This window comes from Isoptericola sp. NPDC057559 (assembly GCF_042801555.1).
In the GTDB taxonomy this organism is placed as follows: domain Bacteria; phylum Actinomycetota; class Actinomycetes; order Actinomycetales; family Cellulomonadaceae; genus Isoptericola.
On the sequence record NZ_JBHVFQ010000002.1, the window covers coordinates 297,456 to 323,282 of the forward strand.

At 74.4% G+C, this 25,827-nt stretch carries 22 protein-coding genes; 10 read left to right on the plus strand and 12 right to left on the minus strand.

Annotation, left to right across the window (positions count from 1 at the left end; all coding sequences use genetic code 11):
* Positions 1–2: 2 nt before the first annotated feature.
* The 4 genes from ACFU5J_RS04345 to ACFU5J_RS04360 form a co-directional block, all read right to left on the minus strand.
* Positions 3–923 carry an LLM class flavin-dependent oxidoreductase gene (locus tag ACFU5J_RS04345; RefSeq protein ID WP_430577950.1) on the minus strand — a complete coding sequence of 307 codons (921 nt, stop codon included), beginning with the start codon at positions 921–923 and terminating at the stop codon, positions 3–5.
* A 114-nt stretch (positions 924–1,037) separates the two neighbouring features.
* Positions 1,038–2,072 carry a MaoC family dehydratase gene (locus ACFU5J_RS04350; protein WP_430577951.1) on the minus strand — a complete coding sequence of 345 codons (1,035 nt, stop codon included), beginning with the start codon at positions 2,070–2,072 and terminating at the stop codon, positions 1,038–1,040.
* A complete protein-coding gene (locus ACFU5J_RS04355) occupies positions 2,069–3,424 on the minus strand; it encodes a 3-oxoacyl-ACP reductase (RefSeq protein WP_430574159.1) in 1,356 nt (451 codons plus the stop codon). The genes ACFU5J_RS04350 and ACFU5J_RS04355 overlap by 4 nt, the downstream gene beginning before the upstream one ends.
* A gap of 16 nt (positions 3,425–3,440) precedes the next feature.
* Positions 3,441–4,811 carry an acetyl-CoA C-acetyltransferase gene (locus ACFU5J_RS04360; RefSeq protein WP_430577952.1) on the minus strand — a complete coding sequence of 457 codons (1,371 nt, stop codon included), beginning with the start codon at positions 4,809–4,811 and terminating at the stop codon, positions 3,441–3,443.
* Between the two features lie 88 nt (positions 4,812–4,899).
* Here ACFU5J_RS04360 and ACFU5J_RS04365 point away from each other — a divergent pair, with 88 nt between their 5' ends.
* Entirely contained in the window at positions 4,900–5,649 is a 750-nt protein-coding gene (locus ACFU5J_RS04365) for a TetR/AcrR family transcriptional regulator (RefSeq protein ID WP_430577953.1), read from the plus strand.
* Positions 5,646–7,757, plus strand: coding sequence for an acyl-CoA dehydrogenase (locus ACFU5J_RS04370; protein WP_430574162.1), 2,112 nt, complete (start codon positions 5,646–5,648; stop codon positions 7,755–7,757). Before ACFU5J_RS04365 ends, ACFU5J_RS04370 begins: the two co-directional genes overlap by 4 nt.
* Positions 7,758–7,839: 82 nt before the next feature.
* Here the strand turns inward: ACFU5J_RS04370 and ACFU5J_RS04375 are convergent, their stop codons facing one another.
* Both ACFU5J_RS04375 and ACFU5J_RS04380 read right to left on the minus strand, forming a co-directional pair.
* Complete coding sequence (locus ACFU5J_RS04375) at positions 7,840–8,211, minus strand: hypothetical protein (protein ID WP_430574163.1); 372 nt, start codon at positions 8,209–8,211, stop codon at positions 7,840–7,842.
* A 99-nt stretch (positions 8,212–8,310) separates the two neighbouring features.
* On the minus strand, positions 8,311–8,841 hold the full coding sequence (locus tag ACFU5J_RS04380; protein ID WP_430577954.1) for a hypothetical protein: 531 nt from the start codon (positions 8,839–8,841) through the stop codon (positions 8,311–8,313).
* A 265-nt stretch (positions 8,842–9,106) separates the two neighbouring features.
* Here ACFU5J_RS04380 and ACFU5J_RS04385 point away from each other — a divergent pair, with 265 nt between their 5' ends.
* Positions 9,107–9,652 carry a hypothetical protein gene (locus ACFU5J_RS04385; protein WP_430577955.1) on the plus strand — a complete coding sequence of 182 codons (546 nt, stop codon included), beginning with the start codon at positions 9,107–9,109 and terminating at the stop codon, positions 9,650–9,652.
* Between the two features lie 28 nt (positions 9,653–9,680).
* On the opposite strand, the gene ACFU5J_RS04390 is transcribed toward ACFU5J_RS04385, so the two are convergent.
* Complete coding sequence (locus ACFU5J_RS04390) at positions 9,681–10,703, minus strand: LacI family DNA-binding transcriptional regulator (RefSeq protein WP_430577956.1); 1,023 nt, start codon at positions 10,701–10,703, stop codon at positions 9,681–9,683.
* Between the two features lie 157 nt (positions 10,704–10,860).
* Here ACFU5J_RS04390 and ACFU5J_RS04395 point away from each other — a divergent pair, with 157 nt between their 5' ends.
* The 4 genes from ACFU5J_RS04395 (at position 10,861) to ACFU5J_RS04410 (ending at position 16,108) form a co-directional block, all read left to right on the plus strand.
* Positions 10,861–12,783 carry a glycoside hydrolase family 127 protein gene (locus ACFU5J_RS04395; RefSeq protein WP_430577957.1) on the plus strand — a complete coding sequence of 641 codons (1,923 nt, stop codon included), beginning with the start codon at positions 10,861–10,863 and terminating at the stop codon, positions 12,781–12,783.
* Positions 12,784–12,892: 109 nt separating this feature from the next.
* Positions 12,893–14,215: an ABC transporter substrate-binding protein gene (locus ACFU5J_RS04400; RefSeq protein WP_430574168.1), complete on the plus strand. Its 1,323-nt coding sequence runs from the start codon at positions 12,893–12,895 to the stop codon at positions 14,213–14,215.
* The gene (locus ACFU5J_RS04405; RefSeq protein WP_430577958.1) at positions 14,212–15,156 is read left to right on the plus strand and encodes a carbohydrate ABC transporter permease; all 945 of its coding nucleotides are present in this window, start codon (positions 14,212–14,214) and stop codon (positions 15,154–15,156) included. Before ACFU5J_RS04400 ends, ACFU5J_RS04405 begins: the two co-directional genes overlap by 4 nt.
* A 1-nt stretch (position 15,157) precedes the next feature.
* Complete coding sequence (locus ACFU5J_RS04410; RefSeq protein WP_430577959.1) at positions 15,158–16,108, plus strand: carbohydrate ABC transporter permease; 951 nt, start codon at positions 15,158–15,160, stop codon at positions 16,106–16,108.
* Positions 16,109–16,139: 31 nt separating this feature from the next.
* Here the strand turns inward: ACFU5J_RS04410 and ACFU5J_RS04415 are convergent, their stop codons facing one another.
* Both ACFU5J_RS04415 and ACFU5J_RS04420 read right to left on the minus strand, forming a co-directional pair.
* Complete coding sequence (locus ACFU5J_RS04415) at positions 16,140–16,658, minus strand: putative immunity protein (protein ID WP_430574171.1); 519 nt, start codon at positions 16,656–16,658, stop codon at positions 16,140–16,142.
* A gap of 37 nt (positions 16,659–16,695) precedes the next feature.
* A complete protein-coding gene (locus ACFU5J_RS04420) occupies positions 16,696–17,088 on the minus strand; it encodes a DUF2568 domain-containing protein (RefSeq protein ID WP_430577960.1) in 393 nt (130 codons plus the stop codon).
* 189 nt (positions 17,089–17,277) lie between these two features.
* Between ACFU5J_RS04420 and purL the strand changes: the two genes are divergently transcribed.
* Both purL and gdhA read left to right on the plus strand, forming a co-directional pair.
* Positions 17,278–19,629, plus strand: a complete 2,352-nt coding sequence (purL, locus tag ACFU5J_RS04425; RefSeq protein WP_430574173.1) for a phosphoribosylformylglycinamidine synthase subunit PurL — start codon at positions 17,278–17,280, stop codon at positions 19,627–19,629.
* Positions 19,630–19,936: 307 nt separating this feature from the next.
* Positions 19,937–21,274 (plus strand): NADP-specific glutamate dehydrogenase, encoded by a 1,338-nt coding sequence (gene gdhA / locus ACFU5J_RS04430; RefSeq protein WP_430574174.1) that lies wholly within the window; start codon positions 19,937–19,939, stop codon positions 21,272–21,274.
* 93 nt (positions 21,275–21,367) lie between these two features.
* Here the strand turns inward: gdhA and ACFU5J_RS04435 are convergent, their stop codons facing one another.
* Together ACFU5J_RS04435 and ACFU5J_RS04440 are read right to left on the minus strand one after the other, a co-directional pair.
* Positions 21,368–21,853 carry a Dps family protein gene (locus ACFU5J_RS04435; protein ID WP_430577961.1) on the minus strand — a complete coding sequence of 162 codons (486 nt, stop codon included), beginning with the start codon at positions 21,851–21,853 and terminating at the stop codon, positions 21,368–21,370.
* Positions 21,854–21,987: 134 nt separating this feature from the next.
* Positions 21,988–22,932 (minus strand): alpha/beta hydrolase family esterase, encoded by a 945-nt coding sequence (locus ACFU5J_RS04440; protein ID WP_430577962.1) that lies wholly within the window; start codon positions 22,930–22,932, stop codon positions 21,988–21,990.
* A gap of 67 nt (positions 22,933–22,999) precedes the next feature.
* On the opposite strand from ACFU5J_RS04440, the gene ACFU5J_RS04445 reads away from it, so the two are divergent.
* Positions 23,000–23,398 carry a hypothetical protein gene (locus tag ACFU5J_RS04445; protein ID WP_430577963.1) on the plus strand — a complete coding sequence of 133 codons (399 nt, stop codon included), beginning with the start codon at positions 23,000–23,002 and terminating at the stop codon, positions 23,396–23,398.
* Positions 23,399–23,495: 97 nt separating this feature from the next.
* On the opposite strand, the gene ACFU5J_RS04450 is transcribed toward ACFU5J_RS04445, so the two are convergent.
* Positions 23,496–25,727, minus strand: a complete 2,232-nt coding sequence (locus ACFU5J_RS04450; protein WP_430577964.1) for an NADP-dependent isocitrate dehydrogenase — start codon at positions 25,725–25,727, stop codon at positions 23,496–23,498.
* Positions 25,728–25,827: the final 100 nt, after the last annotated feature.

Below are 25,827 nucleotides of genomic sequence, written 5' to 3' on the forward strand. Positions count from 1 at the left end.
GCCTACCGCAGCAGCGGCGCGACCTCCTCGCCGAGGAACGCGGCGAAGCCGTCCAGGTCGGGCTCGTCGAGGGTCGGCTGCGCGACGACGGTCGTGACGCCGAGGTCGACGAAGCGGCGCAGGCCGTCGGCGACCTCCTCGGCGGAGCCCCAGGTGGCGTGGTCTCCGAGGACGTCGTCGGACCCGGCGTCGACGTCCCAGCGGGCCAGGGAGCGGCGCAGCCGGTCGGCCGCGCCTGCGCCGGTGGCCACCTGCGCGAAGGCGACCGTCCGGAACGGGTGCTCGCCCTCGGGCGCGGACTCCGCGACCGGGGGCAGGCCGGCGGCGGCGCGCCCCTCGTCCACCAGCGCGACCGCCTGGCGGGCCCCGGAGACGCCGGCGTCGCCGTCGATGACGACGCCCTGGGCGACCTCGCCCACCAGGCGCAGCGTCCTGGGCCCCTTCGCGGCCGCGACCACGAGGGGCGCGACGGTGGGCGGCCAGTCGAGGGCGACGTTGTCGAGCGTGACGTACCGGCCGGAGGTGGTGACGCGCTCGCCGGCGAGCAGGGCCCGCAGGGCGCCGACCTGCTCGCGCATCAGCGTCAGCGGCGAGCCCACGCGCGCCCCGACCTGCCCCATCCAGTCCTGCACGCCGTGCCCGACGCCCGGCACGAAGCGGCCCGGGAACATCCCGTCGATGGTCGCGGTCTCCATCGCCGTGAGGGCCACGTTCCGCAGCGGCAGCGGCATGACGCCGATCCCCACGGACAGCCGCTCCGTGGCGGCCAGCATCGCGGCCGCGGCGCTCGGGCCGGACTCGAGGAAGCAGTCCTCCCACAGCCACACCTCGTCGAGGCCGGCGGCCTCGGCGGTGCGGGCGAACGGGACGAACCGCGAGGGCGGGTTGCCGTAGGGCGCGAGGATGCAGCCGAGAGTCGCCATGCGCCGATCCTGCCGCACGCCTCCGCCGCCGAACAGGCAGTTGACACCGTGATCGCGCAATCTCGGGTGCGATCACGGTGTCGGCTGCCTGTTCGGCAGGCGGGCGGAGCCCGGTCAGAGCGGGGTGACGGTGCCGCGGAAGTGCTGGCGGCCGCGGCCGCCGTTCCAGCCGACGTACGCGAAGCCGGGGGCCTCGGGCTCCGGCGTCACGGCCACGTCGACGGTGCCGGGCAGCAGCACCGGCGAGGCGAACTCGACCGTCCACCGGTAGGCGTCCCCGCGAGCGTGCCCGACGTCGGCCAGCGCGCGGGCGGCGGTGTACATGCCGTGCGCGATGGCGCGGGGGAACCCGAACGCCTTGGCGGACAGGGCCGACAGGTGGATCGGGTTCCGGTCGCCGGAGACCGCGCCGTACGCGCGGCCGGTGCCCGGACCGAGCGCCCAGCGGCCGGTGGGCAGCGGGGGCGTCCACGTGCCGGCCGGCGCGCGCTCCTCGCCGTCCTCGGGCTCGGCCGCCGCGGCGTCGGAGGCGTCCGCCTCCGCGGTCCACGGCAGGTGGAACCCCTTGGCGAGGTACGTCGACACACCGCGCCACACGGCCGGGCCGGCCGGATCGTCCTGTCGGCGCACCTCGGCGACGAGGTCCACCTGGACGCCGCGCTTGTGCGGGCGCAGGTTCTCCGACCACGCGCGCACCTCGAGCACGTCGCCGAGCACCACGGGACCCCGCACGACGACGTCGTTCGCGAGGTGCACCATGCCGAGCAGCGGCAGCGGGAAGTCGCCGCGCACCATGACCGCCGTCGCCAGCGGGAACGCGAGCACGTGCAGGTAGCCCGCGGGCAGCACGTCGGTGACCGGCTCGTGCAGCAGCCGCTGGTAGTCGTGCAGGTGGTGGGCGACGTCGGCCGTCGGCACCCCGGAGACGCGGTAGGCGACGTCGGGCAGCGTGAGGGGCGGCTCCTCGCCGTCCCCCTCGCCGGTCCGGCCCTGGCCGATGACGGGCAGCCCCGGCATCGCGCGGCCGGCGGCGATCCGTCCGGACGCGGCGGCGCCGCGCGCGTACAGGCCGCCGAGCCCGGGGAGGGTCGGCAGCGTCTCGACGCGCAGCGGCTCGCCGGCGCTGGTGGCCGGCGCGGCCGCCGTCACCGCCCCACCAGGTTCTGCCCGCACACGCGCAGCACCTGACCGTTGACGCCCGCGGCCGCGGGGGAGCAGAGGAAGGCGATCGCCTCGGCGACGTCCACCGGCTGCCCGCCCTGCTGCAGCGAGGAGACGCGGCGCGCGACCTCGCGGGTGGCGAACGGGATCGACGCCGTCATCTCGGTCTCGATGAAGCCCGGCGCCACGGCGTTCGCGGTGCCGCCGCGCGCGGCGACGAGCGGGGCGGTGGCGCGCGTGTGCCCGATGACGCCTGCCTTGGAGAACCCGTAGTTGGTCTGCCCCTTGTTGCCGGCGATGCCGGACGTCGACGCGAGCGACACGATCCGCAGGCCGTCGACGCCCTCGCCCCCGTCGAGGCCGAGCAGCTGGTCGTTGATCCGCAGCTGCGCCTCGAGGTTCACGGCGATGACCGAGTCCCACTGGGCGGGCTTCATGTTGGCCAGCAGCTTGTCGCGCAGGATCCCGGCGTTGTGCACGACGACGTCGAGCCCGCCGTGGCGGGTGCGCGCGTGCTCGAGGATGCGGCGGCCCGCGTCCTCGGCGGTCACGTCGAGCTGCAGCGCCGTGCCGCCCACGGCGTTGGCGGTGCGGGCCAGGCCCTCGCCGGCGGCGGGGACGTCCACGCAGACGACGGTGGCGCCGTCGCGGGCCAGCGTCCTCGCGATCGCCGCTCCGATGCCGCGGGCCGCGCCGGTGACGACGGCGACCTTCCCGGCCAGCGGGTGGTCCCAGTCGGCGGGGAGGTCGGCGTCCGCCGGCCCGACCGGCAGCAGCTGCCCGTCCACGTACGCGGAGCGGGCGGACAGGAAGAAGTGCAGCGTCGCCAGGGTGGAGGCGGCGTCGACGGCGGCGCCGTCGGTGAGCACGATGCCGTTGCCGGTGGCGCCGGCGCGCAGCTCCTTGGCCAGGGAGCGCAGGAAGCCGTCCACGCCGTTGCGGGCTGCGGCGAGGGCGGGGGCGTCGCCGGCGGCGGCCTCGCGCGAGACCGTGATCACGCGGCCGTTGCCGGCGAGCCGGCGCAGCACGGACCCGACGGCGAGGACGGCCTCGGAGACGTCGGTGGGCCGGGCGGCCTCGGTGAGCACGAGGAGGACGGCGCCCCAGCGGGCGTCGTCGGTGGGCTGGCGGCGCACGTCGAGGCCCCAGCCCAGCAGCTCCTTGGCGAGGGTGTCCGCGTCGCCGGTGGAGGCGGCGTCGGAGACGACGAGCACGGGCCCGACGGTCAGCGGGTCGCCCGCGCGGAACCGCCGCAGGACGGCGGGGCGGGGGAGGCCCAGCTTCTTGGCGAGCGTCTTGGTGAAGCCGCTGTTGACGGCACGGGTGTAGGAGTCGGTCATCTCGTTCCTTCTCCGCTCAGACGGACTCGACGACGGCGGTGGCACCGAGGCCGCCCGCGGCGCAGATGGAGATCAGGGCACGGGCGGGCTCGCCGGTCTCGGCCGCCTTCGCCGCCACCAGCTTCGCCGCCGTGGCGAGGATGCGCCCGCCGGTGGCCGCGAACGGGTGGCCCGCGGCGAGCGAGGAACCGTTCACGTTGAGCTTGTCGCGGTCGATGCTGCCGAGCGGTTCGTCGAGGCCGAGCTCCGCCTTGCAGTAGTCGGCGTCCTCCCAGGCGGCGAGCGTCGTGAGGACGGTCGACGCGAACGCCTCGTGGATCTCGAAGAAGTCGAAGTCGCCGAGGGTGAGGCCGTTGCGGGCGAGCAGGCGGGGCACCGCGTGCACCGGCGCCATGAGCAGGCCGTCGTGGCCGTGCACGAAGTCGACGGCGGCGGTCTCGGCGTCGACGAGGCGGGCGAGCACCGGCAGGTCGCGCTCCGCGGCCCAGTCCGCCGAGGCGAGCAGCACGGTCGAGGCGCCGTCCGTGAGGGGGGTGGAGTTGCCGGCCGTCATGGTGGGCTCGGCGGGCTCCGCGAGGCCGCGCCCGAAGACCGGCTTGAGACCGGAGAGCTTCTCCATCGAGGTGTCGGCGCGCATGTTGTCGTCGCGGGTCAGGCCGCGGAACGGCGTGACGAGGTCGTCGAAGAACCCGGCGTCCCAGGCGGCGGCGAGGTGCTGGTGGCTGGCGAGCGCGACCTCGTCCTGCGCGGTGCGGGAGATGCCCCAGCGCGCGGTGGTGATCGCCTGGTGCTCGCCCATCGACAGCCCGGTGCGGGGCTCGTCCGTGGCCGGGGTGAGCGGCTTGAGGTCGGACGGGCGGATCTTCGCGAACGCCTTGAGGCGCGCCTGCAGCGTCTTGGCGTGCGAGGCGTCGAGCAGCGCGCGGCGCAGCCCCTCGCTCACGGCGACGGGTGCGTCGGAGATGGTGTCGGTGCCGCCGGCGATACCGGACTCGATCTGTCCGAGGCGGATCTTGTTCGCCACCGTGATGGCGGCCTCGAGGCCCGTGGCGCACGCCTGCTGCAGGTCGAAGGCGGGCGTCTGCGGGGACAGCGAGGAGCCGAGCACGGACTCGCGCACGAGGTTGAAGTCGCGCGAGTGCTTGAGGACGGCGCCGCCCACGACCTCGCCGATGCGCTCGCCCTGGAGGCCGTAGCGGGCGACGAGACCTTCGAGCGCGGCGGTGAACATCTCCTGGTTGGAGGCGTCGGCGTACTTCTTGCCGGCCCGGGAGAACGGGATGCGGTTGCCGCCCACGATCACGGCGTCACGCACGCCGGCGGGGGCGGACGAGCTCGCGGCGCGGGCGGTGGTCCGGGAGGTGCCGGACGGCTTGCGTGTAGCCACAGGGGTAGTTCCTTCACTCCGTCGGTCAGGTAGGACTCACAGTACCTGATACTCTCAGTCTCGTGAGACGAGTCACAAGGTGCGGCCGATGACGGCCGCAGAGCAGCTCGACGCCCGCTCGAACCAGGATTCTCGATCGGCCCTCGACGGTCGTTCGACGCGCTGGGACGATCATCGTGCCGCGCGGCGGGCGCAGCTCGTGAACGCCGCGCGCAAGGCGGTGCACCGCGGCGGGCCCGGGGTCTCGATGGACGAGATCGCGTCCGAGGCGGGCACGTCGAAGTCGATCGTCTACCGGTACTTCGACGACAAGGCAGGACTGCGCCTCGCCGTGTCCGCGCACGTCGTCGCGACGATGCACGACGCCCTCCGCGAGGCCGCCGAGGCAGCGCCCACCCCGCACGCCGCGCTGCGCGCGATGGTCCGCGTCTACCTCGAGATGATCGAGCACTCGCCCAACGTCTACTGGTTCGTGACGCGCACCGCCATCGGCGGCAACGAGCCCGCGCCGGGAGCCGCCGGCACCGGGCAGGTCGAGGCGCTCGGCGCATACCTCGACTCCGTCATCGAGCTGGTGGCCGAGCCGTTCGCCCGGGCCGTCCAGGTGGCGCCCGGCCTCGCCGCCGCGTGGGCCGCGGGCGCCGTCGGCTTCGTGCGCGGCGCCGGCGAGTGGTGGCTGGGCCACGAGGGCCCCGGACGCCTCACCCGGGAAGAGCTCACCGAGCAGGTGACGCTCTGGCTGTGGACCGGCCCCGTCGGCGTCCTCCACCACGAGGGCCCGACGCCTCCCCAGACCTCCCTGACCTCCGACCCCGCACAACCGCAGGAGAACCGATGACCACGACGTCCGACCGCCCCGCGACGACGCACGCCACCGCCGGCGCGTCCGCCCCCGCGCCGTCCTCAGCCAAGGCGACCGCGCGCGTCGACGTCGCCGGCCTGTCCGAGCAGCTGCTCGGCCGGTGGCCGGAGTGGCGCCGGCACGCCCGTGCCCGCTCGACCGACCCGACCTTCTGGAAGGACGAGTCGCTGTCGATGGCGGAGCACCGCGAGCGCGTGCTCGAGCAGATGAAGCTGCTCGCGACCGACCCGAAGCACCAGGTGTGGCTCGGCTACCCGACGCGCCTCGGCGGGGCGGACTCCCCGGGCGCGAACCTGGCGGGCTTCGAGGAGCTCGCCGTCGCCGACCCGTCGCTGCAGATCAAGGCGGGCGTCCAGTGGGGCCTGTTCGGCTCGGCGATCCTGCACCTGGGCACCCCGGAGCAGCAGGACCGCCTGCTGCCGGGCGCCATGGACCTGACCGTGCCGGGCGCGTTCGCGATGACGGAGATCGGGCACGGCTCGGACGTCGCGTCGGTGGCCACGACGGCCACGTACGACCCCGAGACGGAGGAGTTCGAGATCCACACGCCGTTCCGCGCGGCGTGGAAGGAGTTCCTCGGCAACGCGGCCGTGCACGCCACGGCGGCGACCGTCTTCGCGCAGCTGATCACGAACGGCGTCAACCACGGCGTGCACTGCTTCTACGTGCCGGTGCGCGACCCGGAGACGATGGAGTTCCTGCCGGGGATCAGCGGGCACGACGACGGCCTCAAGGGCGGTCTGCGCGGTGTGGACAACGGGCGCCTCGCCTTCGACCACGTGCGCATCCCGCGCTCCGACCTGCTGGCCCGCTACGGCGCGGTCGCCGCGGACGGCACGTACTCGTCGTCGATCGACAGCCCCGGGCGGCGCTTCTTCACGATGCTCGGCTCGCTCGTGCAGGGCCGCGTGTCGCTGGACGGCGCGGCGTCGACGGCGTCCAAGCTCGGCCTGGCCATCGCCGTGAAGTACGGCGCCGAGCGCCGGCAGTTCACGTCGGCGTCGCCGATCGAGGAGACGGTGCTGCTGGACTACGCGACCCACCGCCGCCGCCTCTTCCCGCGCATCGCGGAGACGTACGCGACGCACTTCGCGCACGACCGCCTGCTCGACCTGTTCGACGACGTGTTCTCCGGCGAGAAGGACACCCCGGAGCACCGCGAGGACCTCGAGACGATGGCGGCGGCGCTCAAGGCGACGTCGACGACGTTCGTCCTCGAGACCCTTCAGGAGGCGCGCGTCGCCTGCGGCGGTGCCGGCTTCATCACCGAGAACCGCATCACGAGCCTGCACCACGACATGGACGTGTACGCCACGTTCGAGGGCGACAACACGGTGCTGCTGCAGCTCGTGGCGAAGCGCCTCGTGGGCGACTACGCGAAGGCGCTCAAGGGCGCGACGTCGACGCCGGCCGGCATCGCCCGGTTCGTCGTCGACCGGGCCGCGGACGCCGCCCTGCACCGCACCGGCCTGCGCCGGGCCGGCCAGGCGATCGCCGACGTCGGCGACCCGCGCCGTGCCGCCGGACACCTGCGCGACGCCGAGACCCAGCGCGAGCTGCTGGCCGACCGCGTCGCGACGATCGTCGAGGACGTCGCCATGGCCCTGCGTCCCGCGCAGAAGGCCGACCCGGTCACCGCCGCGCGGATCTTCGACGAGAACCAGGTGCAGCTCGTCGAGGCCGCCCGGGCGCACGCGGACCTGCTGCGGTGGTCGGCGTTCACCGACGCGCTCGAGCAGGTCGAGGACGCCGGCACCCGCCGCGTCATGACGTGGGTGCGCGACGTCTTCGGGCTCACGCTCATCGAGCGCAACCTCGCCTGGTACCTGCTCAACGGGCGCCTGTCCGTGCAGCGTGCGCGCACGGTGACGTCGTACGTCGACCGCCTGCTCGACCGCCTGCGCCCGCACGCCGTCGACCTGGTGGACGCGTGGGGCTACGGGCCGGAGCACCTGCGGGCCGTCATCGCGTCGGGCATCGAGGCGGAGCGGCAGGACGAGGCGCGCGCCTACTACGCGCAGCAGCGTGCCGACGGCACCGCGCCGATCAGCGAGAAGGCGCTCAAGAAGCAGAAGCGCTCCTGACGTCGGTCGCGCGAACGCCGCTGGGGCCCGGCGAGACGATGTCTCGCCGGGCCCCAGCGGCGTCGTCGTGCGCGCGGGTGCGTCAGGCGGCGGCGGGCGTCGGCTCCCCGGCGGCTCGCACCGGCTGCGGGTACTGCCCGACGGCGGCGGGGGCGTCCTCGGCGGGCGCCGCCGCGGGAGCGTCGGCCGGGGCGGCGACGGCGACCTCGGCAGGAACCTCGACGAGCACGGGCGCCTCGGCGGCCTGCTCGTCACGCAGCGGCAGCCCGAGGGTCACGGTGGCCGGGCGCGAGACGCGCGGCGGCGGGACGGCCAGGGCCACCAGCGCGGCGCCCCCGAGCCCGAGCAGCAGGGCGGCCCACGCCACCCACGTCCAGCCCAGCGCCGCCGACGCGCCCAGCAGGGCTCCGTCCGCGACTCCTACGACGAGCCCGACGACGAGCACCCGTCTCATGCCTACCTCCCACGGTCCGCCTCATCCGTGCCTCTCCCAGGAGACGACAGGTACGGCGCTCGTGCATCCGCTGGGCGGACCGGGCAGGTCACAGGTGCGTCACGGTCGCCGTCCAGGCATGCGCTGCCAGTCGAGCGCGGGCGCCGGCACGGGGACCGGGTGCGGCGCGTCGGCGTGCCCGAGCAGGAGGGGCGACGGCGTGGCGTCGAGCGACGAGCGCAGCTGGTGGTGCATCTCGCCGGTCAGTCGCAGCGCGAGCTCGAACCGGACGGGAGCCACGAAGTCGACGTGCAGCCGGCCACCGAGCGCGGGGTGCGGCGAGAAGGCGAGCACCTCGTCCGCGCGCGGGACCGTGCCCGCGTCGAGGGCGTCCCGGCAGAGGTCCTCGAGGAGGAGGTCGGCGCGCCCGTCGGGTGAGTCGAGCTCGGTGTACATCTCGACCGCGGTGGACCACCGGAGCTCGAGCGACCCCTCGATCGTGTCGAGGAACCACCACCCCTCCAGGGACTCGAGGAAGACGTCGCCGAAGACGGTCGTGAATCGGGGCGTCTTGCCGTGGACCCCCAGCCACGACCAGGACGCCAGCCCGTACGCGAAGGCGCCCGGGGTGAAGGTTCGAAGCAGTTCCACGAGCGAATCAAACCACCTTGTGGTAAAAGACAAAACCCTTGGCGGTCCGGACGGTCGTCGTGGCCTGGCTCACGGAGAAGCGTCACCTGGTCGTGACCTGGGTCAAAGATGCGGGCAGAATGGTCAAGCCGAGGTCATCTCCGCAGGTCCCGGATCGGCCGTCGGGGGGTACAGGAACTCGCCCTCGGCCCTGGGCGTTGTCCCGGGTGCGGTCCGACGACCTCGGGACGCTCAGGACTTTCAGCCCCTCACCCGGAGGTGACCCATGGAGACGCCGGCCGACAGCCGACGGATCGACGCCCGCAGCGTCGCGATCACGGGCCTCACGACCCTGGCCTGGTACGCCGTGCCGGACGTCGTCGGTCCCCGATGGGCGCGTGCCCTCACGAAGGCCGGGGTGCTGGCGGGCGGGGTCGCCCTCGGCATGGCCGTGACCCAGGAGGGCCGGTCCGCGCTCGACGGGGTCCGGGAGGTGCGCGACGAGCTGCGTGACCTCGAGGGGCCCGGCGCGGCGCCGGTCGTCGACGGTGCCGTCGAGGACACCGAGCGGGACGACAACGTGCTGGTCGGCGACGGAGGCCTCGACGGGGCCGACCCGCTGCCGGACCCGGCCGTCGTGGGTGTCGCCGTGGGTGCCGCCGTCGTGGTGGCGGCGGTCGTCGCGGTGGCGGCGGAGAAGTGGGCCTACCGCCGCGGCGAGCGCTGGCGCGAGCGGGGGCTGGTGCTCCCGCACACGCGGGTGGGGCTGCTCCTCGGGGCCGCGGCAGCGGCGGCGACCGCCCTCGACCCCGCGGCGGCCGTGCGTCCCTGACCGGCAGGAACGGCGGGGTCGGCGGAGGTCACGCGTCGCCGGTCGTCGAGGCCCGGACGACGAGCCGCGGTGGCGAGAGCTCCGTGCCGTGCGCGGGGCGGCCGTCGATGGCCGCGAGCAGCAGCTCGGCGGCCCGCTGGCCGAGCCGGTCGAGCTGCGGGTCCACGGTGGTGAGCGGCGGCCGGCTGGCGAGGGCCATGACGTCCCAGTCGTCGTAGCCGGTGACGGCGACGTCCTCGGGCACGCGCACGCCGCGGTCGCGGAGCCGGTCGCAGCCGCCGCGGGCGAGCTGGTCGGAGGCGAAGACGAGCGCGTCGACCGGGAGCGGGTCCCCGGGGCGGTGGTCGCCGAGCACGAGGTCGACGGCGAGCCGGCCCCACCGCTCGGACCACTCGCCGAACAGCGGCTCGCCGACGAGCTGGGCGCCGTGCTCCCCGAGCGCGGCGGAGAGGGCCGCGTGCCGCAGCGTCGACGCGGCCTGGTCGCCGCGCCCCCCGACGTACGCGACCCGGCGCCGGCCGAGGGAGACGAGGTGCGCGGCGAGCGCGGCCATCCCGGCGGTGTCGTCCGGGACGACGGAGGCGTCCTGCGGGTCCTGCGACGGCGAGTAGGCGTAGACCACGGGCATCGGCACCTGGATGGGCGGCCGGGAGTCGGTGGTGCGGCCGGTGACGATGATCCCGTCGACGCGGCGCGCGACGAGGCTGCGCACGTGGTGCTGCTCGCGCACGGGGTCGTGCCGGGCGGTGGCGAGGAGGGCGGAGATCCGCCCGCCGACGAGGGCGTTCTCCGCGCCGAGCACCACGGGCAGCGAGAAGCGCCCGGCGGAGTCCGTGCTCAGCAGGCCGACGGTGAAGCTCCGCCGCGCCGAGAGGGACCGGGCCTGCGCGTCCGGCACGAACCCCAGCCGCTCGGCGGCCTCGCGGACGCGGGCGCGCGTCGCGGGCCGCAGCGAGCCGGTGTCGTTGAGGGCTTTCGAGACGGTGCTGGGGGACACCCCCGCCAGTGCGGCCACGTCGGTGATCCGCACGACGCCCGGAGCCTCCGCCATAGGACCTCCTCGAAGTTTCCTGATGTTCCGCCCCACGGCGGGCGGACGGGTCGATGGTACGCGATATCGCCTGTGAAGATGGTGGTTGACGGCTTCGGTGTCTCTCCCTACGGTAAGGAAAACGGATTCCTAGTTTCCTTCCTCGAGGGAGAGGCGCATGACGACGACGACGTTCAGGACCGACCGCGGGCCGGCCGAGCCCACCGCGGCGGCGATCGCGGCCCTGCGTCCGCTGCCGCCCGGCAGCGCGACCGTCGACGGCGGGCTCTGGGGGCACCGCCTGCGGGTCAACCGCGCGGCGTCCGTGCCCGAGGGCCTGGGGCACCTGCGCGAGTACGGGAACCTGCGCAACCTGGAGGTCGCGGCGGGGCTCGCCGAGGGCGAGGCGACCGGGCCGGTCTTCGCGGACTCCGACGTGCACAAGTGGCTCGAGGCGGCGGCGTGGGAGTACGGGCGCGAGCCCGACGAGGCGCTGCTCGCCGACATCCTGGAGGTGACCCGCGCCGTCGCGGGCGCCCAGGCTCCGGACGGCTACCTCGACTCCGTGCCGCAGCTGCGCGACGTGCCGCGCTACTCGGACCTGCCGTGGAGCCACGAGCACTACTGCGCCGGCCACCTGTTCCAGGCCGCGGTGGCGCAGGTGCGCGCGACCGGGCGGCGCGAGCTCCTCGACGTCGCGGTCCGCCTCGCCGACCACCTCGTCGAGACGTTCGGGGACGGGCCGGGGCGGCTGCGCGAGGTCGACGGCCACCCGGTCGTCGAGTCGGCCCTCGTGGAGCTCTACCGGGAGACGGGCACCGCCGCCTACCTCGAGCTGGCGCGCTGGTTCGTCGAGGCCCGTGGCACCGGGATCATCGCGGGCCACGGCAAGCAGCCCACCTACTTCTCCGACCGCGTGCGCGTCCGCGAGGCGACCACGGTCGAGGGACACGCCGTGCGCGCCGTCTACCTCGGCGCCGGCGCCACCGACGTCGCCGTGGAGACGGGGGACCGCGAGCTCCTCGCGGCGCTCGAGCGGCAGTACGCGGCGATGGTCGACGGGAAGCAGTACCTCACCGGCGGGCTCGGCTCCCGCTGGGACGGCGAGTCGTTCGGCGACCCGCACGAGCTGCCGAACGACCGGGCCTACGCGGAGACGTGCGCCGCCATCGGCGGCGTGCAGTGGGCGTGGCGCCTGCTGCTCGCGACGGGCGACGTGCGCTACGCGGACCAGATCGAGCGGATGCTGCTCAACGGCTTCCTCGCGGGCCTGTCGCTGGGCGGCACCGAGTACTTCTACGTCAACCCGCTCCAGGTGCGCACGGGCGCCCACGCGGAGGAGGAGCGGAACCCCGCGGCGGGCCGCCGCCCGTGGTTCGGCTGCGCCTGCTGCCCGCCCAACATCATGCGGACGCTGTCCAGCCTCGAGGGCTACCTCGCCACGGTGGCCGACGACGCGCTCCAGGTGCACCAGTACGCGCCCGGCACGATCGCGGCCGCGCTGCCCGGCGGCACGCTGCGCGTGCGCGTCGAGACGCGGTACCCGCACCAGGGGCGCGTGACCCTGCACGTCGAGGAGGCGCCCGCGGGCGCGGGCCTCGCGCTGCGCGTGCCCGGCTGGGCCGAGGGCGCCACGCTCGACGGGGCCCCGGTCGGGGCGGGTGCCTACGCGAGGGTGGGCCGCCCTCTCGCGGCGGGCGACGCCGTCGTGCTCGAGCTGCCCGTGACGCCCCGCCTCACCGCGGCCGACCCGCGGGTCGACGACGTGCGCGGCTGCGTCGCCGTCGAGCGCGGCCCGCTCGTGTACGCCCTGGAGCAGGACGACCAGGACCCGGGTGCCGTCGTGGACGACGTGCGGATCGACGTCGCCGGCCCGCTCGGCGAGGAGGAGCGGCCCGACCTGCTGGGCGAGGTGGTCGTCGTGACCGCCACGGGCACGGTGCAGGGCCGGCCCGCGACCGCCGCGGGGGACGGCCCCTACCGGGCGGCGTCGGCGCCGGCCCCGGCCGCCGCCGGCACGGTGACGCTGCGGGCGATCCCGTACCACCTGTGGGCCAACCGCGGCCCGCAGGCCATGCGGGTCTGGGTCCCCGTGGCCTGACCGGCAGCACCTCGCGCGGGGCGCCCGGCCACCGGGCGCCCCGCCCCCCGCGGGCACCGCCGCCCGCGGGACGCAGACGCGGCGCCCGCGGGCGCGGAGGAGGAGAGCGATGGAGCTCACCAGACGGCAGCTGCTCGCGCTGCTCGGCGCGGGCGGCGCCACGGCCGCCGGTGTGGGACTGGCCGGGTGCGCGGGCCAGGTCGCCGCCGTCGACGTCGGGGCCCCCGGGTTCGGGGACGGGGCCCGCGGCACGGTCGAGATGTGGTGCCGCTCGGACACGATCAACGGGGTGCAGGCCGTGGTGGACGCGTTCCACGCGGCGCAGGACCGCGTCCGGGTCCGGCTCACACCGATCCAGGGCGGGCAGTACGTGACCAAGCTCGCCACCGCCATCCGCGGCGGGCGGGTGCCCGACGTCATCGACATCGACGACATCTACTCGACGATGTTCGCGTTCCGCGACGTGCTCACCGACCTCACACCGCTCGTCGAGGACCTCGGCCTCGGCGACGCGCTGAGCCCGGGCCACCTGGCGCTGGCCACCAAGGACGGCCGGCACTACGGCGTGCCGTTCCTGGGGGACTTCTCGGTGCTGTTCTGCAACACCGAGCTGTTCGACCGGGCGGGCGTGGACGTCGCCGAGCACACGGCGTCGTTCGACGGCATCCTCGAGGCGGCCCGCGCGATCGCCGCGCTCGACGACGACACGTACGCCTGGTCGTACCCGGGCAACGCCTCCGGTGCGCTCGGGTTCACCGTGCAGCCGCACGTGTGGGCCACGGGCACGGACCTCATCGCGGGGGACGTCGGGGACCAGCGCGGGAACGTCGCCGGGAACGACGCGCTGCGCCGCACCCTCGACCTCGAGCGCACGCTCTGGGACGAGAAGCTGGTGCCGCCCGGCTGCTTCGCCGACGACGCGTCGCGCTGGTCCGCCGACTACGTGGCCGGCCGGCTCGGGATGTTCCCCGCCGGGTACGGGGTCGTCGCGCCCAACGCCTCGCCCGAGCTGCTCGAGCGGAGCCAGGTCGTGCTGCTGCCCGGGCCGGACGGCGGCCGCGCGTTCTTCGACGGCGGCGACAACCTGTGCATGCCCGCGGGCGGGAAGAACCCGGAGGGGGCCGCCGAGCTCGTCCGGTTCGCCGTCGCGCTGGAGCAGCAGGCGCGGATGCCCGACGGGTTCTACTCGCCGATCCGCTCCGACGTCGTGACGCCCGGGTTCGAGGCCGACCACCCGCTCGTCACGCCGACGCTGAAGGCGCTCGACTCCGGGTACGCCCCCACCACGCTCGCCTACAACCTCATCTACAACCAGCAGGACGGACCCTGGCTGCGCATGTTCCGCCGGGCCGTCTTCGACGGGGAGGTCGACGCCGCCATGGACGAGGCCCAGACCACGTACGACCGCATCCTGCGGCAGGCCCAGGCATGAGCGCCCCGGCCGTCGCCCCGCCCACCGCCGCGGGCCGACCCGGAGCGGCCCGCCGGTCCGCCCGGCGGCACGGCACCCTCACGCACCCCGCCCGCACCGGCCTGCTGCTCGTCGCACCTGCCGTCGCGTTCGTCGTCGTGTTCGTGCTGGTGCCGCTGGTCTCCGCCGTCGGGATCTCCTTCACGAACCTGCCGCTCATCGGGCCGTGGCGCTTCGTCGGCCTGGAGAATTACGCGTCCGTGCTCACCGACCCCACCTTCTGGCGCGCCGTCGGGTACACGCTGCTGTACACCGCGATCGTCACGCTGCCGATCCTCGCGCTCGGCTACACGCTCGCGGTCGTCGTGCGGTCCAACCGCCGCGGCGCCACCGTGCTGCGGACGATCTTCTTCGTCCCGTACGTCGTCGGCCTCACCACGCTGAGCTTCCTCATGCTGCTCGAGGCGCAGCCCAACAGCGGCATGGTGAACGTGGTGCTCAAGGCCCTCGGGATCACCGACGGCACGACGGCGTGGCTCGTCGACGGGCCGCTCGCCACCGGGCTGCTGTGCGTCATGGTGATCTGGGCGGTGTCGGGCCTGACCATGGTGCTGCTCATGTCCGGGATGCAGGGCATCCCTCGCGAGGTCTACGAGTCGGCCGAGCTGGACGGCGCGTCCTGGTGGGTCCGGGAGCGCTCGATCACCGTCCCCATGCTGCGGCGCACCATCGCCATGACCGTCGTGCTGTCGGTCATCGGGTCGCTGCTCGCGTTCACGCAGTTCTACATCCTGACCCAGGGCGGCCCCGGCTCCGACACCACCACCGTGGTGATGGCGATCTACCGGCGGGCCTTCGTGCAGCTGCAGCTGGGGGCGGCGACCGCGATGTCGCTCGTCCTGGTCGTCATCACCGGACTGGTCACCGCGGCGCAGTTCTGGCTGCTGCGGGAGAGGAGCTGACATGGCTGGCACGGCAAGCCTCACGGGCACGGCCCCCACGGCCGACCTCCCCGGCCCCGCCGGGGGCGCCGCCACCGGGCGCGGGCCGTCCTCCGGTGCCACCCGGCCGTCGGGCCCCGAGCGCGACACCCGCGTGCGCCGCACGCTCTACGCGGTCGGCGGGATCCTCGCGGCGCTCGTCTTCGTGGTGCCGCTGGTGCTCGCCCTCGTCCGGGCCGGGCAGCCGGGCGACGTCGTCGTCGCGGCACCCGACGGGCGGTTCCTCGACCTGTCGTGGGTCAACTTCCGGCTCATCCTCGACCAGCCGGAGATCTGGCGCGGCATCGTGAACTCGGTGGTCGTGTCGGTCTCGACGGCGGTGCTCACCGCCGTCCTGGCGACGCTCGCCGGCTACGGGTTCGCCAAGTTCGGCTTCCGCGGCCGGGGGCTGCTGTTCGGCCTGGTGCTCGTCACGCTGATGGTGCCGTTCCAGGCCATCCTCACCCCGCTGTACCTGCAGATGAACGCGATGCGGCTCACGGACAGCCTGTTCGGCCTCGTGCTCTTCTACACGACCGTGAACCTGCCGTTCTGCGTGTTCGTCATGCGCAACGCGTTCGAGTCCGTGCCCGGCGAGATCGAGGACTCGGCCCACGTCGACGGCGCGGGCACCGTGCGCATGATCGTGTCGGTGCTGCGCCCGCTCGTCGTGCCGGGCGCGGCGACCGCCGCGCTGTACGCGTTCCTCGCGTCGTGGACCGAGTTCCTCGGCGCGCTGACGTTCCTCACCGACTCGTCCCTCTACACGCTGCCGGTGTCGCTGGTGAACCTGCAGCAGGGCGCGTACGGCCAGGTGGACTTCGGGCTCCTGGCCGCCGGGTCGGTGGTCGCGATGATCCCGTGCGTCGTGCTGTACGTGGCGCTGCAGCGGTACTACGTGGCAGGGCTCGCGTCGGGGGCCGTCAAGGGCTGACGGGCCGGCCGGGCAGGTCGGGGCGCCGTCGTCAGTCGTCGAAGACGTCCCAGCAGATCGCGCTGCGCGCCCGCTGGTCGTCCAGGACGAGGGCGAGCAGCTCCGCCGGCACCTGCTCCCGCTGCCAGTCGCGCTCGGCGAGGCGCGCGGCCTCCGCCTCGTCGGCGGGGGCCGCGGCGCTCGCGGCCCGGATCGCGTAGGCGGCGGCACCCAGGTCGTGCGCGGCGACGTGCGCGACGGCGACCGCCTGCCCCGCCGCGAGGGCGGCGAACCGCGCCGGGTCGGGACGCCCCTTGCCGGCCGCGTTCGCGACGAAGGCGGTGCGGTGCGCCTCGCGCATCGGCACCTCGCCGCGGATCCAGCCGCGCGCGACGTCGAGCGCGTCGCGCGGGCGCGGGTCGTCGGGAGCCTCCCGCTCGAACAGCGGCAGCACGTGGTCGGCGCAGGCCACGGCCCACGCGGCCAGCATCCGGTGGTGGTCGTCGGTGAGGGACCCGCCCCGCCGCACCGTGATCAGCCGGGGGTCGCGGTCGGTCGGCAGGATCGGCATGGAGCCCATCCTGCCCGGCGCGGGAGGAGGAGGGCGGTCAGGCCTCGCGCGTCAGCGCGAACGCCACGACGCCGACGACGGCGACCCCCGCGCCCCAGGCGGGCAGGCCCGCGGCGGCGGCGAGCGCGCCGGCCGCCACGAAGAGCGTGGCCTGCACGACGAGCCGCCAGGGCTGGCGAAGCCGGTGGCGCGTGGTGCGCGCCAGCCACCGGCCCCACACCGCCACGGCCGCGGCCGGGAGCGCGACGAGCAGGACGACGGAGGCCACGACGGACCCCGCGCCGCCCCCGACGGCGGCACCGAGGCGCCAGCCGGACACGGCCAGGAGCGCGAGCAGGGCGAGCTCGCAGCAGAAGGCGAGGAGGTCGGCCGGGCCCACGTGCTCCGGGGGCTCGGGCCGCCGCGGGTCGTGCCGCGTCGGGGCGCTCATGCGGGCACCCTAGCGGTGCCGTCGGGAGGGCCCGCGGGCGCCGGTAGACTGGTGGTGCGCCGTGTGGCGCCCCCCGCCCGGACCGATGCCGGATACCGGCACCGCGAGGCGGTGCGGCGATCACCCGGTCCGAGCACCCGGAGCATTCCGGCCACCCGTGCTTGTACTCGTGCGACCCGAGGGAAGTTGATGACCGCCGCTGCCGACAGCGCTGAAGCCGTGTCCGCCCCCCGCCCGCAGCTCGACACCGTCGAGCTCGCCGCGTCCACGCCCGACGAGGCGCAGCCGTTCGCGGAGCTCGGGCTCAAGCCGGACGAGTACCAGCGCATCCGCGACCTGCTCGGGCGCCGCCCCACCGCGGCCGAGCTCGCCATGTACTCCGTGATGTGGTCCGAGCACTGCTCGTACAAGTCGTCCAAGGTGCACCTGAAGAAGTTCGGTGAGCGCGTCACCGAGGAGATGAAGGAGCACCTGCTCGTCGGCATCGGCGAGAACGCCGGCGTCGTCGACGTCGGCGACGGCTGGGCGGTGACCTTCAAGGTCGAGTCGCACAACCACCCGTCGTTCGTCGAGCCGTACCAGGGCGCCGCGACCGGCGTGGGCGGCATCGTCCGCGACATCATCTCGATGGGCGCGCGCCCGGTGGCGGTCATGGACCAGCTGCGCTTCGGTGCCGTCGACCACCCCGACACGGCCCGCGTCGTGCACGGCGTCGTCAGCGGCGTCGGCGGCTACGGCAACAGCCTCGGCCTGCCCAACATCGGCGGCGAGCTCGTCTTCGACGGCTCCTACCAGGGCAACCCGCTCGTCAACGCGCTGTGCCTCGGCGTGCTGCGCCACGAGGACATCCACCTCGCCAACGCCACGGGCGTGGGCAACAAGGTGGTCCTGTTCGGCGCCCGCACGGGCGGCGACGGCATCGGCGGAGCCTCCATCCTCGCCTCGGAGACCTTCGAGGACGGCGTGCCGGCCAAGCGGCCGAGCGTGCAGGTGGGCGACCCCTTCATGGAGAAGGTGCTCATCGAGTGCTGCCTGGAGCTCTACGCCGCGAAGGTCGTGGAGGGCATCCAGGACCTCGGCGCCGCGGGCATCTCCTGCGCCACGAGCGAGCTGGCCTCCAACGGCGACGGCGGCATGCACGTCTGGCTCGACGACGTGCTGCTGCGCGACCCCACGCTCAACGCCGGCGAGATCCTCATGTCGGAGTCGCAGGAGCGCATGATGGCGGTGGTCACGCCGGAGAAGCTCGAGCAGTTCCTCGCGATCACCGGCAAGTGGGACGTCGAGACCGCCGTGATCGGCGAGGTCAACGACTCCGGCCGCCTCACCATCGACCACCACGGCCAGCGGATCGTGGACGTCGACCCGCGGACGGTCGCGCACGAGGGCCCGGTCTACGAGCGCCCCTACGACCGCCCGGCGTGGCAGGACGGCCTGCAGGCCGACACCACGGTGGCGGCCGGCCTGGCGCGTCCGACGTCGGCCGACGAGCTGCGCGCCACGGCGCTGCGCCTGCTCGCGTCGCCCAACCTCGCCTCCAAGGCGTGGGTCACCGACCAGTACGACCGCTTCGTGCAGGGCAACACGGCGCTCGCCCAGCCCGACGACGGCGGCGTGGTCCGCGTCGACGAGGCCACGGGCCGCGGCGTCGCCCTCGCGACCGACGCGAACGGCCGCTACGGCAAGCTCGACCCTCGCACGGGCGCGCAGCTCGCCCTCGCGGAGGCGTACCGCAACGTCGCGACGGCCGGCGCCACGCCGCTCGCCGTGACGGACTGCCTCAACTTCGGCTCGCCGGAGCACCCGGACTCGATGTGGCAGCTCGTCGAGGCGATCGAGGGCCTCGCGGACGCCTGCCAGGAGCTGGGCGTCCCGGTCACCGGCGGCAACGTGTCGCTCTACAACGGCACGGGCGAGCCGGGCCAGATCGACTCGTCGATCCACCCGACGCCGGTCGTCGGCGTCCTCGGCGTGATCGACGACGTGCGCACCGCCGTCCCGTCCGGCTGGCGCGAAGAGGGACTGTCGATCCTGCTGCTGGGCCGCACGGCCGACGAGCTCGACGGCTCCGCGTGGGCCGACGTCGAGCACGGGCACCTGGGCGGCCTGCCGCCGCGCGTGGACCTCGCCGCGGAGAAGGCGCTGGCGTCCGCGCTGGTCGCCGCCCGCGAGCAGGGCCTCGTCGCCGCCGCGCACGACCTGTCCGAGGGCGGCCTCGCCCAGGGCCTGGTCGAGGCGTCGCTGCGCTACGGCGTCGGCGCGGACGTCGCGCTCGACGGCGTCACCGGCCGCGACGGCGTCTCGCCGTTCGCCGCGCTGTTCAGCGAGTCCACCGCGCGTGCCCTGGTGGCCGTGGACACGGAGCACGAGCCCGAGCTGGTCGCGGTGGCCGAGGCCGCCGGCGTCCCCGTGCTGCGGCTCGGCCGCACCGCCGGCGACGCGCTGGTGGTCGCCGGCGGCTTCGACGGCGAGACCTTCACGGTGCCGCTGGACGAGGCCCGCGAGGCGCACGAGGGCACGCTGCCGCGCATCTTCGGCTGAGCACGGAGCGCCGTGGGCGCGCGTGGGGTGCGGTCCCGACCGGGGTCGCACCCCCGCGCGCCCACGGTCGTTGAGAGGTCCGCCACGGTGGGGCTTTCGCCGTCGGCGGCCTTCGGCGGCGTGATCTCTCGTGTCACCGGCCCGGTCGACGGGAGAGATCTCCTGCGGGGACGCCGGAGTGCGGGCCAGCGCGTCTCGCCGCGTGAGATGACGTCTCGCCGGTCGACTACCCTGCGAGGGACGTGCGTGTGCCGTGCCGCCCCTCCCGGGCCCGCGGGCGCGTCCCCACCGACCGGGAGGAGCCCCGATGGAAGACCGTCTGCAGCCTGTGTTCGCCGAGGTGCTGCGCCGCAATCCCGGCGAGGTGGAGTTCCACCAGGCCGTGCGTGAGGTCTTCGAGTCGCTGGGTCCGGTGCTGCGCAAGAACCCGCAGTACGTGGAGGCCGCGGTCCTCGAGCGCATCTGCGAGCCCGAGCGGCAGATCATCTTCCGCGTGCCGTGGGTCGACGACACCGGCCGCGTGCGGATCAACCGCGGCTTCCGCGTCGAGTACAACTCGGCCCTCGGCCCGTACAAGGGCGGCCTGCGCTTCCACCCCTCGGTGTACCTGGGGATCGTGAAGTTCCTCGGCTTCGAGCAGATCTTCAAGAACGCGCTGACCGGGCTGCCCATCGGCGGCGGCAAGGGTGGCTCCGACTTCGACCCGCGCGGCCGCTCCGACGGCGAGGTCATGCGGTTCTGCCAGTCGTTCATGACCGAGCTGTACCGCCACATCGGCGAGTACACGGACGTGCCGGCGGGCGACATCGGCGTGGGCGCCCGCGAGGTCGGCTACCTGTTCGGCCAGTACAAGCGGATCACCAACCGCTACGAGTCCGGCGTGCTCACCGGCAAGGGCCTCACCTGGGGCGGCTCGCTCGTGCGGCGCGAGGCCACCGGCTACGGCGCGGTCCTCTTCGCGCAGAGCATGCTCGGCACGCAGGGCGAGAGCCTCGACGGCCGGCGCGTCTCGGTCTCCGGCTCCGGCAACGTGGCGATCTACGCGGCCGAGAAGGCGACGCAGCTCGGCGGCCGCGTCGTGACGTTCTCCGACTCCTCCGGCTACGTCGTCGACGAGGCGGGCATCGACCTCGACCTCCTCAAGGAGATCAAGGAGGTGGAGCGCGGCCGCGTCGCGGACTACGTGGAGCGTCGCCAGGGCGCGCGCCTCGTGACCGACGGCAGCATCTGGGACGTCCCCACCGACGTCGCGCTGCCGTGCGCCACGCAGAACGAGCTCACCGAGGCGGACGCCAAGCAGCTCGTCGCCAACGGCGTGCGCGCCGTCGCGGAGGGCGCCAACATGCCCACGACGCCCGAGGCGGTGGGGCTCCTGCGCGACGCCGGCGTGCTGTTCGGCCCGGGCAAGGCGGCCAACGCCGGCGGCGTGGCCACCTCGGCGCTGGAGATGCAGCAGAACGCGTCCCGCGACTCGTGGAGCTTCGAGCACACCGAGTCGCGCCTCGCGGAGATCATGACCAACATCCACGACAGCTGCCTCGCCACGGCGGACGAGTACGACGCCCCCGGCGACTACGTCGTGGGCGCCAACATCGCGGGCTTCACCAAGGTGGCCGACGCGATGATCGCCTTCGGCGTGATCTGACCGGCGCGAGCCCCGACGTACGACGACGGCGCGTCCCCGGGCGGGGACGCGCCGTCGTCGTGAGCGGGGCCGGGCGGTCGCCCGCGGGCCGGCTCAGACCTCGTGGTTCTCCGACGAGATCATCCACGCCTGCTTCTCGAGGTCGGTGATGATCTCGTGCAGCAGGTCGGCCGTCGTCGGGTCCTCGGCGTCGACGTCGTCGTGCACCTCGCGCGCGACCTCGACGGTCTGCGCCACGCGCTCGACGATCGCGTCGACGGTGTCCTCGACGGACACGAGGCCGGCGAGGTACGGGGACAGGTCCGTCGTGGTGGCGACGGTCTCCGTGCGCCCGTCCGGCACGGCCTGGAGGGCGCGGAGCCGCTCGGCGACGGTGTCGCTGTGCTCGCGGGCGACGTCGACCAGCTCGTCCAGCTGGAGGTGCAGGTCGCGGAACCCGCGGCCCGTGACGTTCCAGTGGGCCTGCTTGCCCTGGACGTGCAGGTCGACCAGCGCGACGAGCACGCGCTGCAGGTGGGCGCGGAGCTTGTCGGACGCCTCGGCCCGGGGGGTGCTGCGCTTCATCGTGGGAGTGGTCATGGGTGAACCTCGCTTCCGTTGACGATCGCTCTCTTGAACCATTCCAGGTTAGAGAGCCTTCCCGTGCCGCGCCAGCAAGGCCAGGCGAACCTTGGTCGTCCGCGGACGGGTGGGCGGACGGGTGGGCGGACGGCTCAGCGCTCGCGCGTCACGAGGTCGAGCACCGTCGTCGCGAACGCCCCGGTGAGCGTGGGGGCGTGGCCGGCGCCCGCGATCGACCACAGCTCGACCGACGTGCCGCCCGAGCATCGGGCCCACGTCGTCACCGTGGTCTCGGGGCCGGGGATCGCGCCGTCGAGGTCGCGCCCGGCGGCGGAGGTGGGCGTCGGGTCGCAGTCGTCGAGGCGGGCCCAGGCGGCGGCGGACTCCGCCGCCGCCGGGTACGCGTGCCCGTCGCGGACCCCGCCGCCCGCGCGGATGACGGTGTCGGCGGTGCCGTGCGCCTGGACGACGCTCACCGCGCGCGAGGGACGGCAGGCGCGGTCGTCGGCCGGCATCGCGCCCGCGAGCGACACCGCGACCGCCACGAGGTCGGCGTGGTCGCACGCCGTGCGGTACGCCATGAACCCACCGTTCGAGTACCCGACGACGGCGACCCGGCCGGGGTCCACGGCGTAGGAGGCCTCGAGCGTGCGGATCACCAGCGCGAGGTAGGCGGAGTCGTCCACGCCGCCGCGGTCCGCGCCGCAGCAGGCGTCGCTCGCGTTCCAGAAGCGGCGCCCGTCGGGCCCCTCGGTGCCCTCGGGGAGGGCGTAGAGCACGCCGCGCGCGAGAGCCTCGTCGCGGAGCCCGAGGGCGGCGTCCACGCGCGCGGTGCCGGAGCCGAAGCCGTGCAGGACGACGACGAGCGGGGCCGGGCGCGCGGGGTCGTACCCGGGCGGCACGTGGACCTGGACGGGGCGCCCCCCGACGTCGACGCTGCCGGTCGCGCCCGCCGGCACCGCCTCGGCGGCCGCGAGCACCACCGGCTGCGACGACGCCCGCTCCGCCGCCGGCGGCGGCACCCGGGAGCCGCAGGCCGCCAGGAGCAGCGCGACCACCGCGACGACCGTCGCCAGGAGGGGCCGATGCGCTGGCATGTCGCCGATTGTCGCGTGCGCGCCGCGCCCGGCATAGGCTGAAAAAGGGTGCGGAGGTGGTGCTCCGATGACGTGGCAGCTGGCGCTGGTGACGGCGGCGGTCGTGGCGTTCGCGACGGTCGCCGCCCGGTCGTGGCTGCGCTCGCGCGCGCACCGCGAGGCCGTCGCGCGGCGGTCGCGCCGGCGCCGCCCGGCCGTCGCCGACCCGCTGCTCACCCTCACCGTCCAGGTGCGCCTGGGGGAGCTGGCCCGCGAGCTGCGCGCCATCGACGACGACCCGCAGGTCTACGCCCGCGCCCACCACGCCCGCGCGGCCCAGGAGGCCTACGACGCGCTGCTGCGCGAGGCGTGCCGCCTGGCCGGGCTGGGCGTCGTCGACGTGCCGCGGCGTGCCGGCGAGCGCGCCGAGTCCGCCGAGCGGCTGCGCGAGGAGCTGGAGCTCAGCTCCCGCGGCTGGTCCTGGTGAGATGCCGAGGAGGCGCGAAGGGGCGGCCCGCACGGATGCGGACCGCCCCTGCTGACCACCTCGCGGGGGCCAGGGCCCCGGCGTCAGGTGCTCGGGGTCAGAGGGCCTCGAGCGCCGTGTTGAACGTGGCGGACGGGCGCATCACCGCGGCGGCCTTGACCGCGTCGGGGCGGTAGTAGCCGCCGATGTCGGCGGGCGAGCCCTGCACGCCGACGAGCTCCTCGACGATCGTCTGCTCCTGCTCGGCGAGCGACGCGGCCAGCGGGCCGAACGCGGCGGCCAGCTCGGCGTCGTCCGACTGCGCGGCGAGCTCCTGGGCCCAGTACAGCGCCAGGTAGAAGTGCGAGCCGCGGTTGTCGATCCCGCCGACGCGGCGCGTCGGGGACTTGTCCTGGTCGAGGAACGTGCCCGTGGCGCGGTCGAGGGTGTCCGCGAGCACCTGGGCGCGCGCGTTGCCGGTGGCCGTGGCCAGGTGCTCGAACGACGCGGCCAGCGCGAAGAACTCGCCGAGCGAGTCCCAGCGCAGGTAGTTCTCCGCGAGCAGCTGCTGCACGTGCTTCGGGGCGGAGCCGCCGGCGCCGGTCTCGAAGAGCCCGCCGCCGTTCATCAGCGGCACGACCGAGAGCATCTTGGCCGAGGTGCCCAGCTCGAGGATGGGGAACAGGTCCGTGTTGTAGTCGCGCAGCACGTTGCCCGTCACCGAGATGGTGTCGAGGCCCTGGCGGATCCGCGCGAGCGAGAACGCCGTCGCCTCGGCCGGCGCCATCACGTGGATGTCGAGGCCGTCGGTGTCGTGGTCGCCCAGGTACTCCTCGACCTTGGCGATGAGCTGCGCGTCGTGGGCGCGCTGCGCGTCGAGCCAGAACACGGCGGGGGAGCCGGTGGCGCGGGCGCGGTTCACGGCGAGCTTGACCCAGTCGCGGATGGCGACGTCCTTGGTGGTGCACGCGCGCCACACGTCGCCGGCCTGCACGTCGTGGCTCAGCAGCACGTCGCCGGCCGCGTCCACGACCTCGACGGTGCCGTCGGCCGGGATCTCGAACGTCTTGTCGTGCGAGCCGTACTCCTCGGCCTTCTTGGCCATGAGGCCCACGTTGGGCACGGAGCCCATCGTGGCCGGGTCGAGGGCGCCGTTGACGCGGCAGTCGTCGATGACGGTCTGGTAGACACCGGCGTACGAGGAGTCGGGGATGACGGCGAGGGTGTCGTGCTCCTTGCCGTCCGGGCCCCACATGTGGCCGCCGCCGCGGATCATCGCGGGCATGGAGGCGTCGATGATGACGTCGGACGGCACGTGCAGGTTGGTGATGCCGCGGTCGGAGTCGACCATGGCGAGCGCCGGCCCGTCGGCGAGGCCCTGCTCGACGGCGGCCTTGATGGCCGCGCCGTCGGGCAGCGTGTCGACGGCGGCCAGCAGGCCGCCGAGGCCGTCGTTGGGGGAGATGCCCGCGGCCTTGAGCTGGTCGCCGTACTTCTCGAAGAGGGCCGGGAAGAAGGCCTGCACGACGTGGCCGAAGATGATCGGGTCGGAGACCTTCATCATCGTGGCCTTGAGGTGCGCGGAGAACAGCACGCCCTCGGCCTTGGCGCGCGCGACCTGCTCGGCGAGGAAGGTGTTCAGCGCCGCGACGGACATGAACGTCGCGTCGACGACCTCGCCCGCCTCGACCTTGAGGCCGTCCTTGAGGACGAAGGTGCCGGCCGGCGTGACCAGACGGATGGTCAGGGTGTCGTCGGCGGGGATCACGACCGACTTCTCGTGGGAGAAGAAGTCGCCGGAGCTCATCGTCGCGACGCTCGTCCTGGAGTCGGGCGACCAGGCGCCCATGCGGTGCGGGTGCGCCTTGGCGTAGTTCTTCACCGAGGCGGGGGCGCGGCGGTCCGAGTTGCCCTCGCGCAGCACCGGGTTGACGGCCGAGCCCTTGACCTTGTCGTACCGGGCGCGCACGTCCTTGTCCGCGTCGGTCTGCGGGTCCTCGGGGTAGTCGGGGATGTCGTAGCCCTGGCCCTGCAGCTCCGCGATCGCGGCCTTGAGCTGCGGCTGGGAGGCCGAGATGTTCGGCAGCTTGATGATGTTGGCCTCGGGGGTGGTGGCCAGCGCGCCCAGCTCGGCGAGGGCGTCGCCGATGCGCTGGTCGTCGCTCAGGCGCTCCGGGAACTGGGCCAGGATGCGACCGGCGAGGGAGATGTCGCGCGTCTCGAGCGTGACCCCGGCCTGGGCGGCGTACGCCTCGACGATCGGGAGGAACGAGTACGTCGCGAGCAGCGGCGCCTCGTCGGTGTGGGTGTAGATGATCGTGGCGGCCTCGGGCCGGGACTCGGTGGTCATGCGGCGATGCTCCCTAGGCAGGGCAGTGATGGACGAGAGATTGTTTGACATCAAGATATCTGGCCGCGGCGGAGCCTGTCGAAAACGGGACGCACGCCAC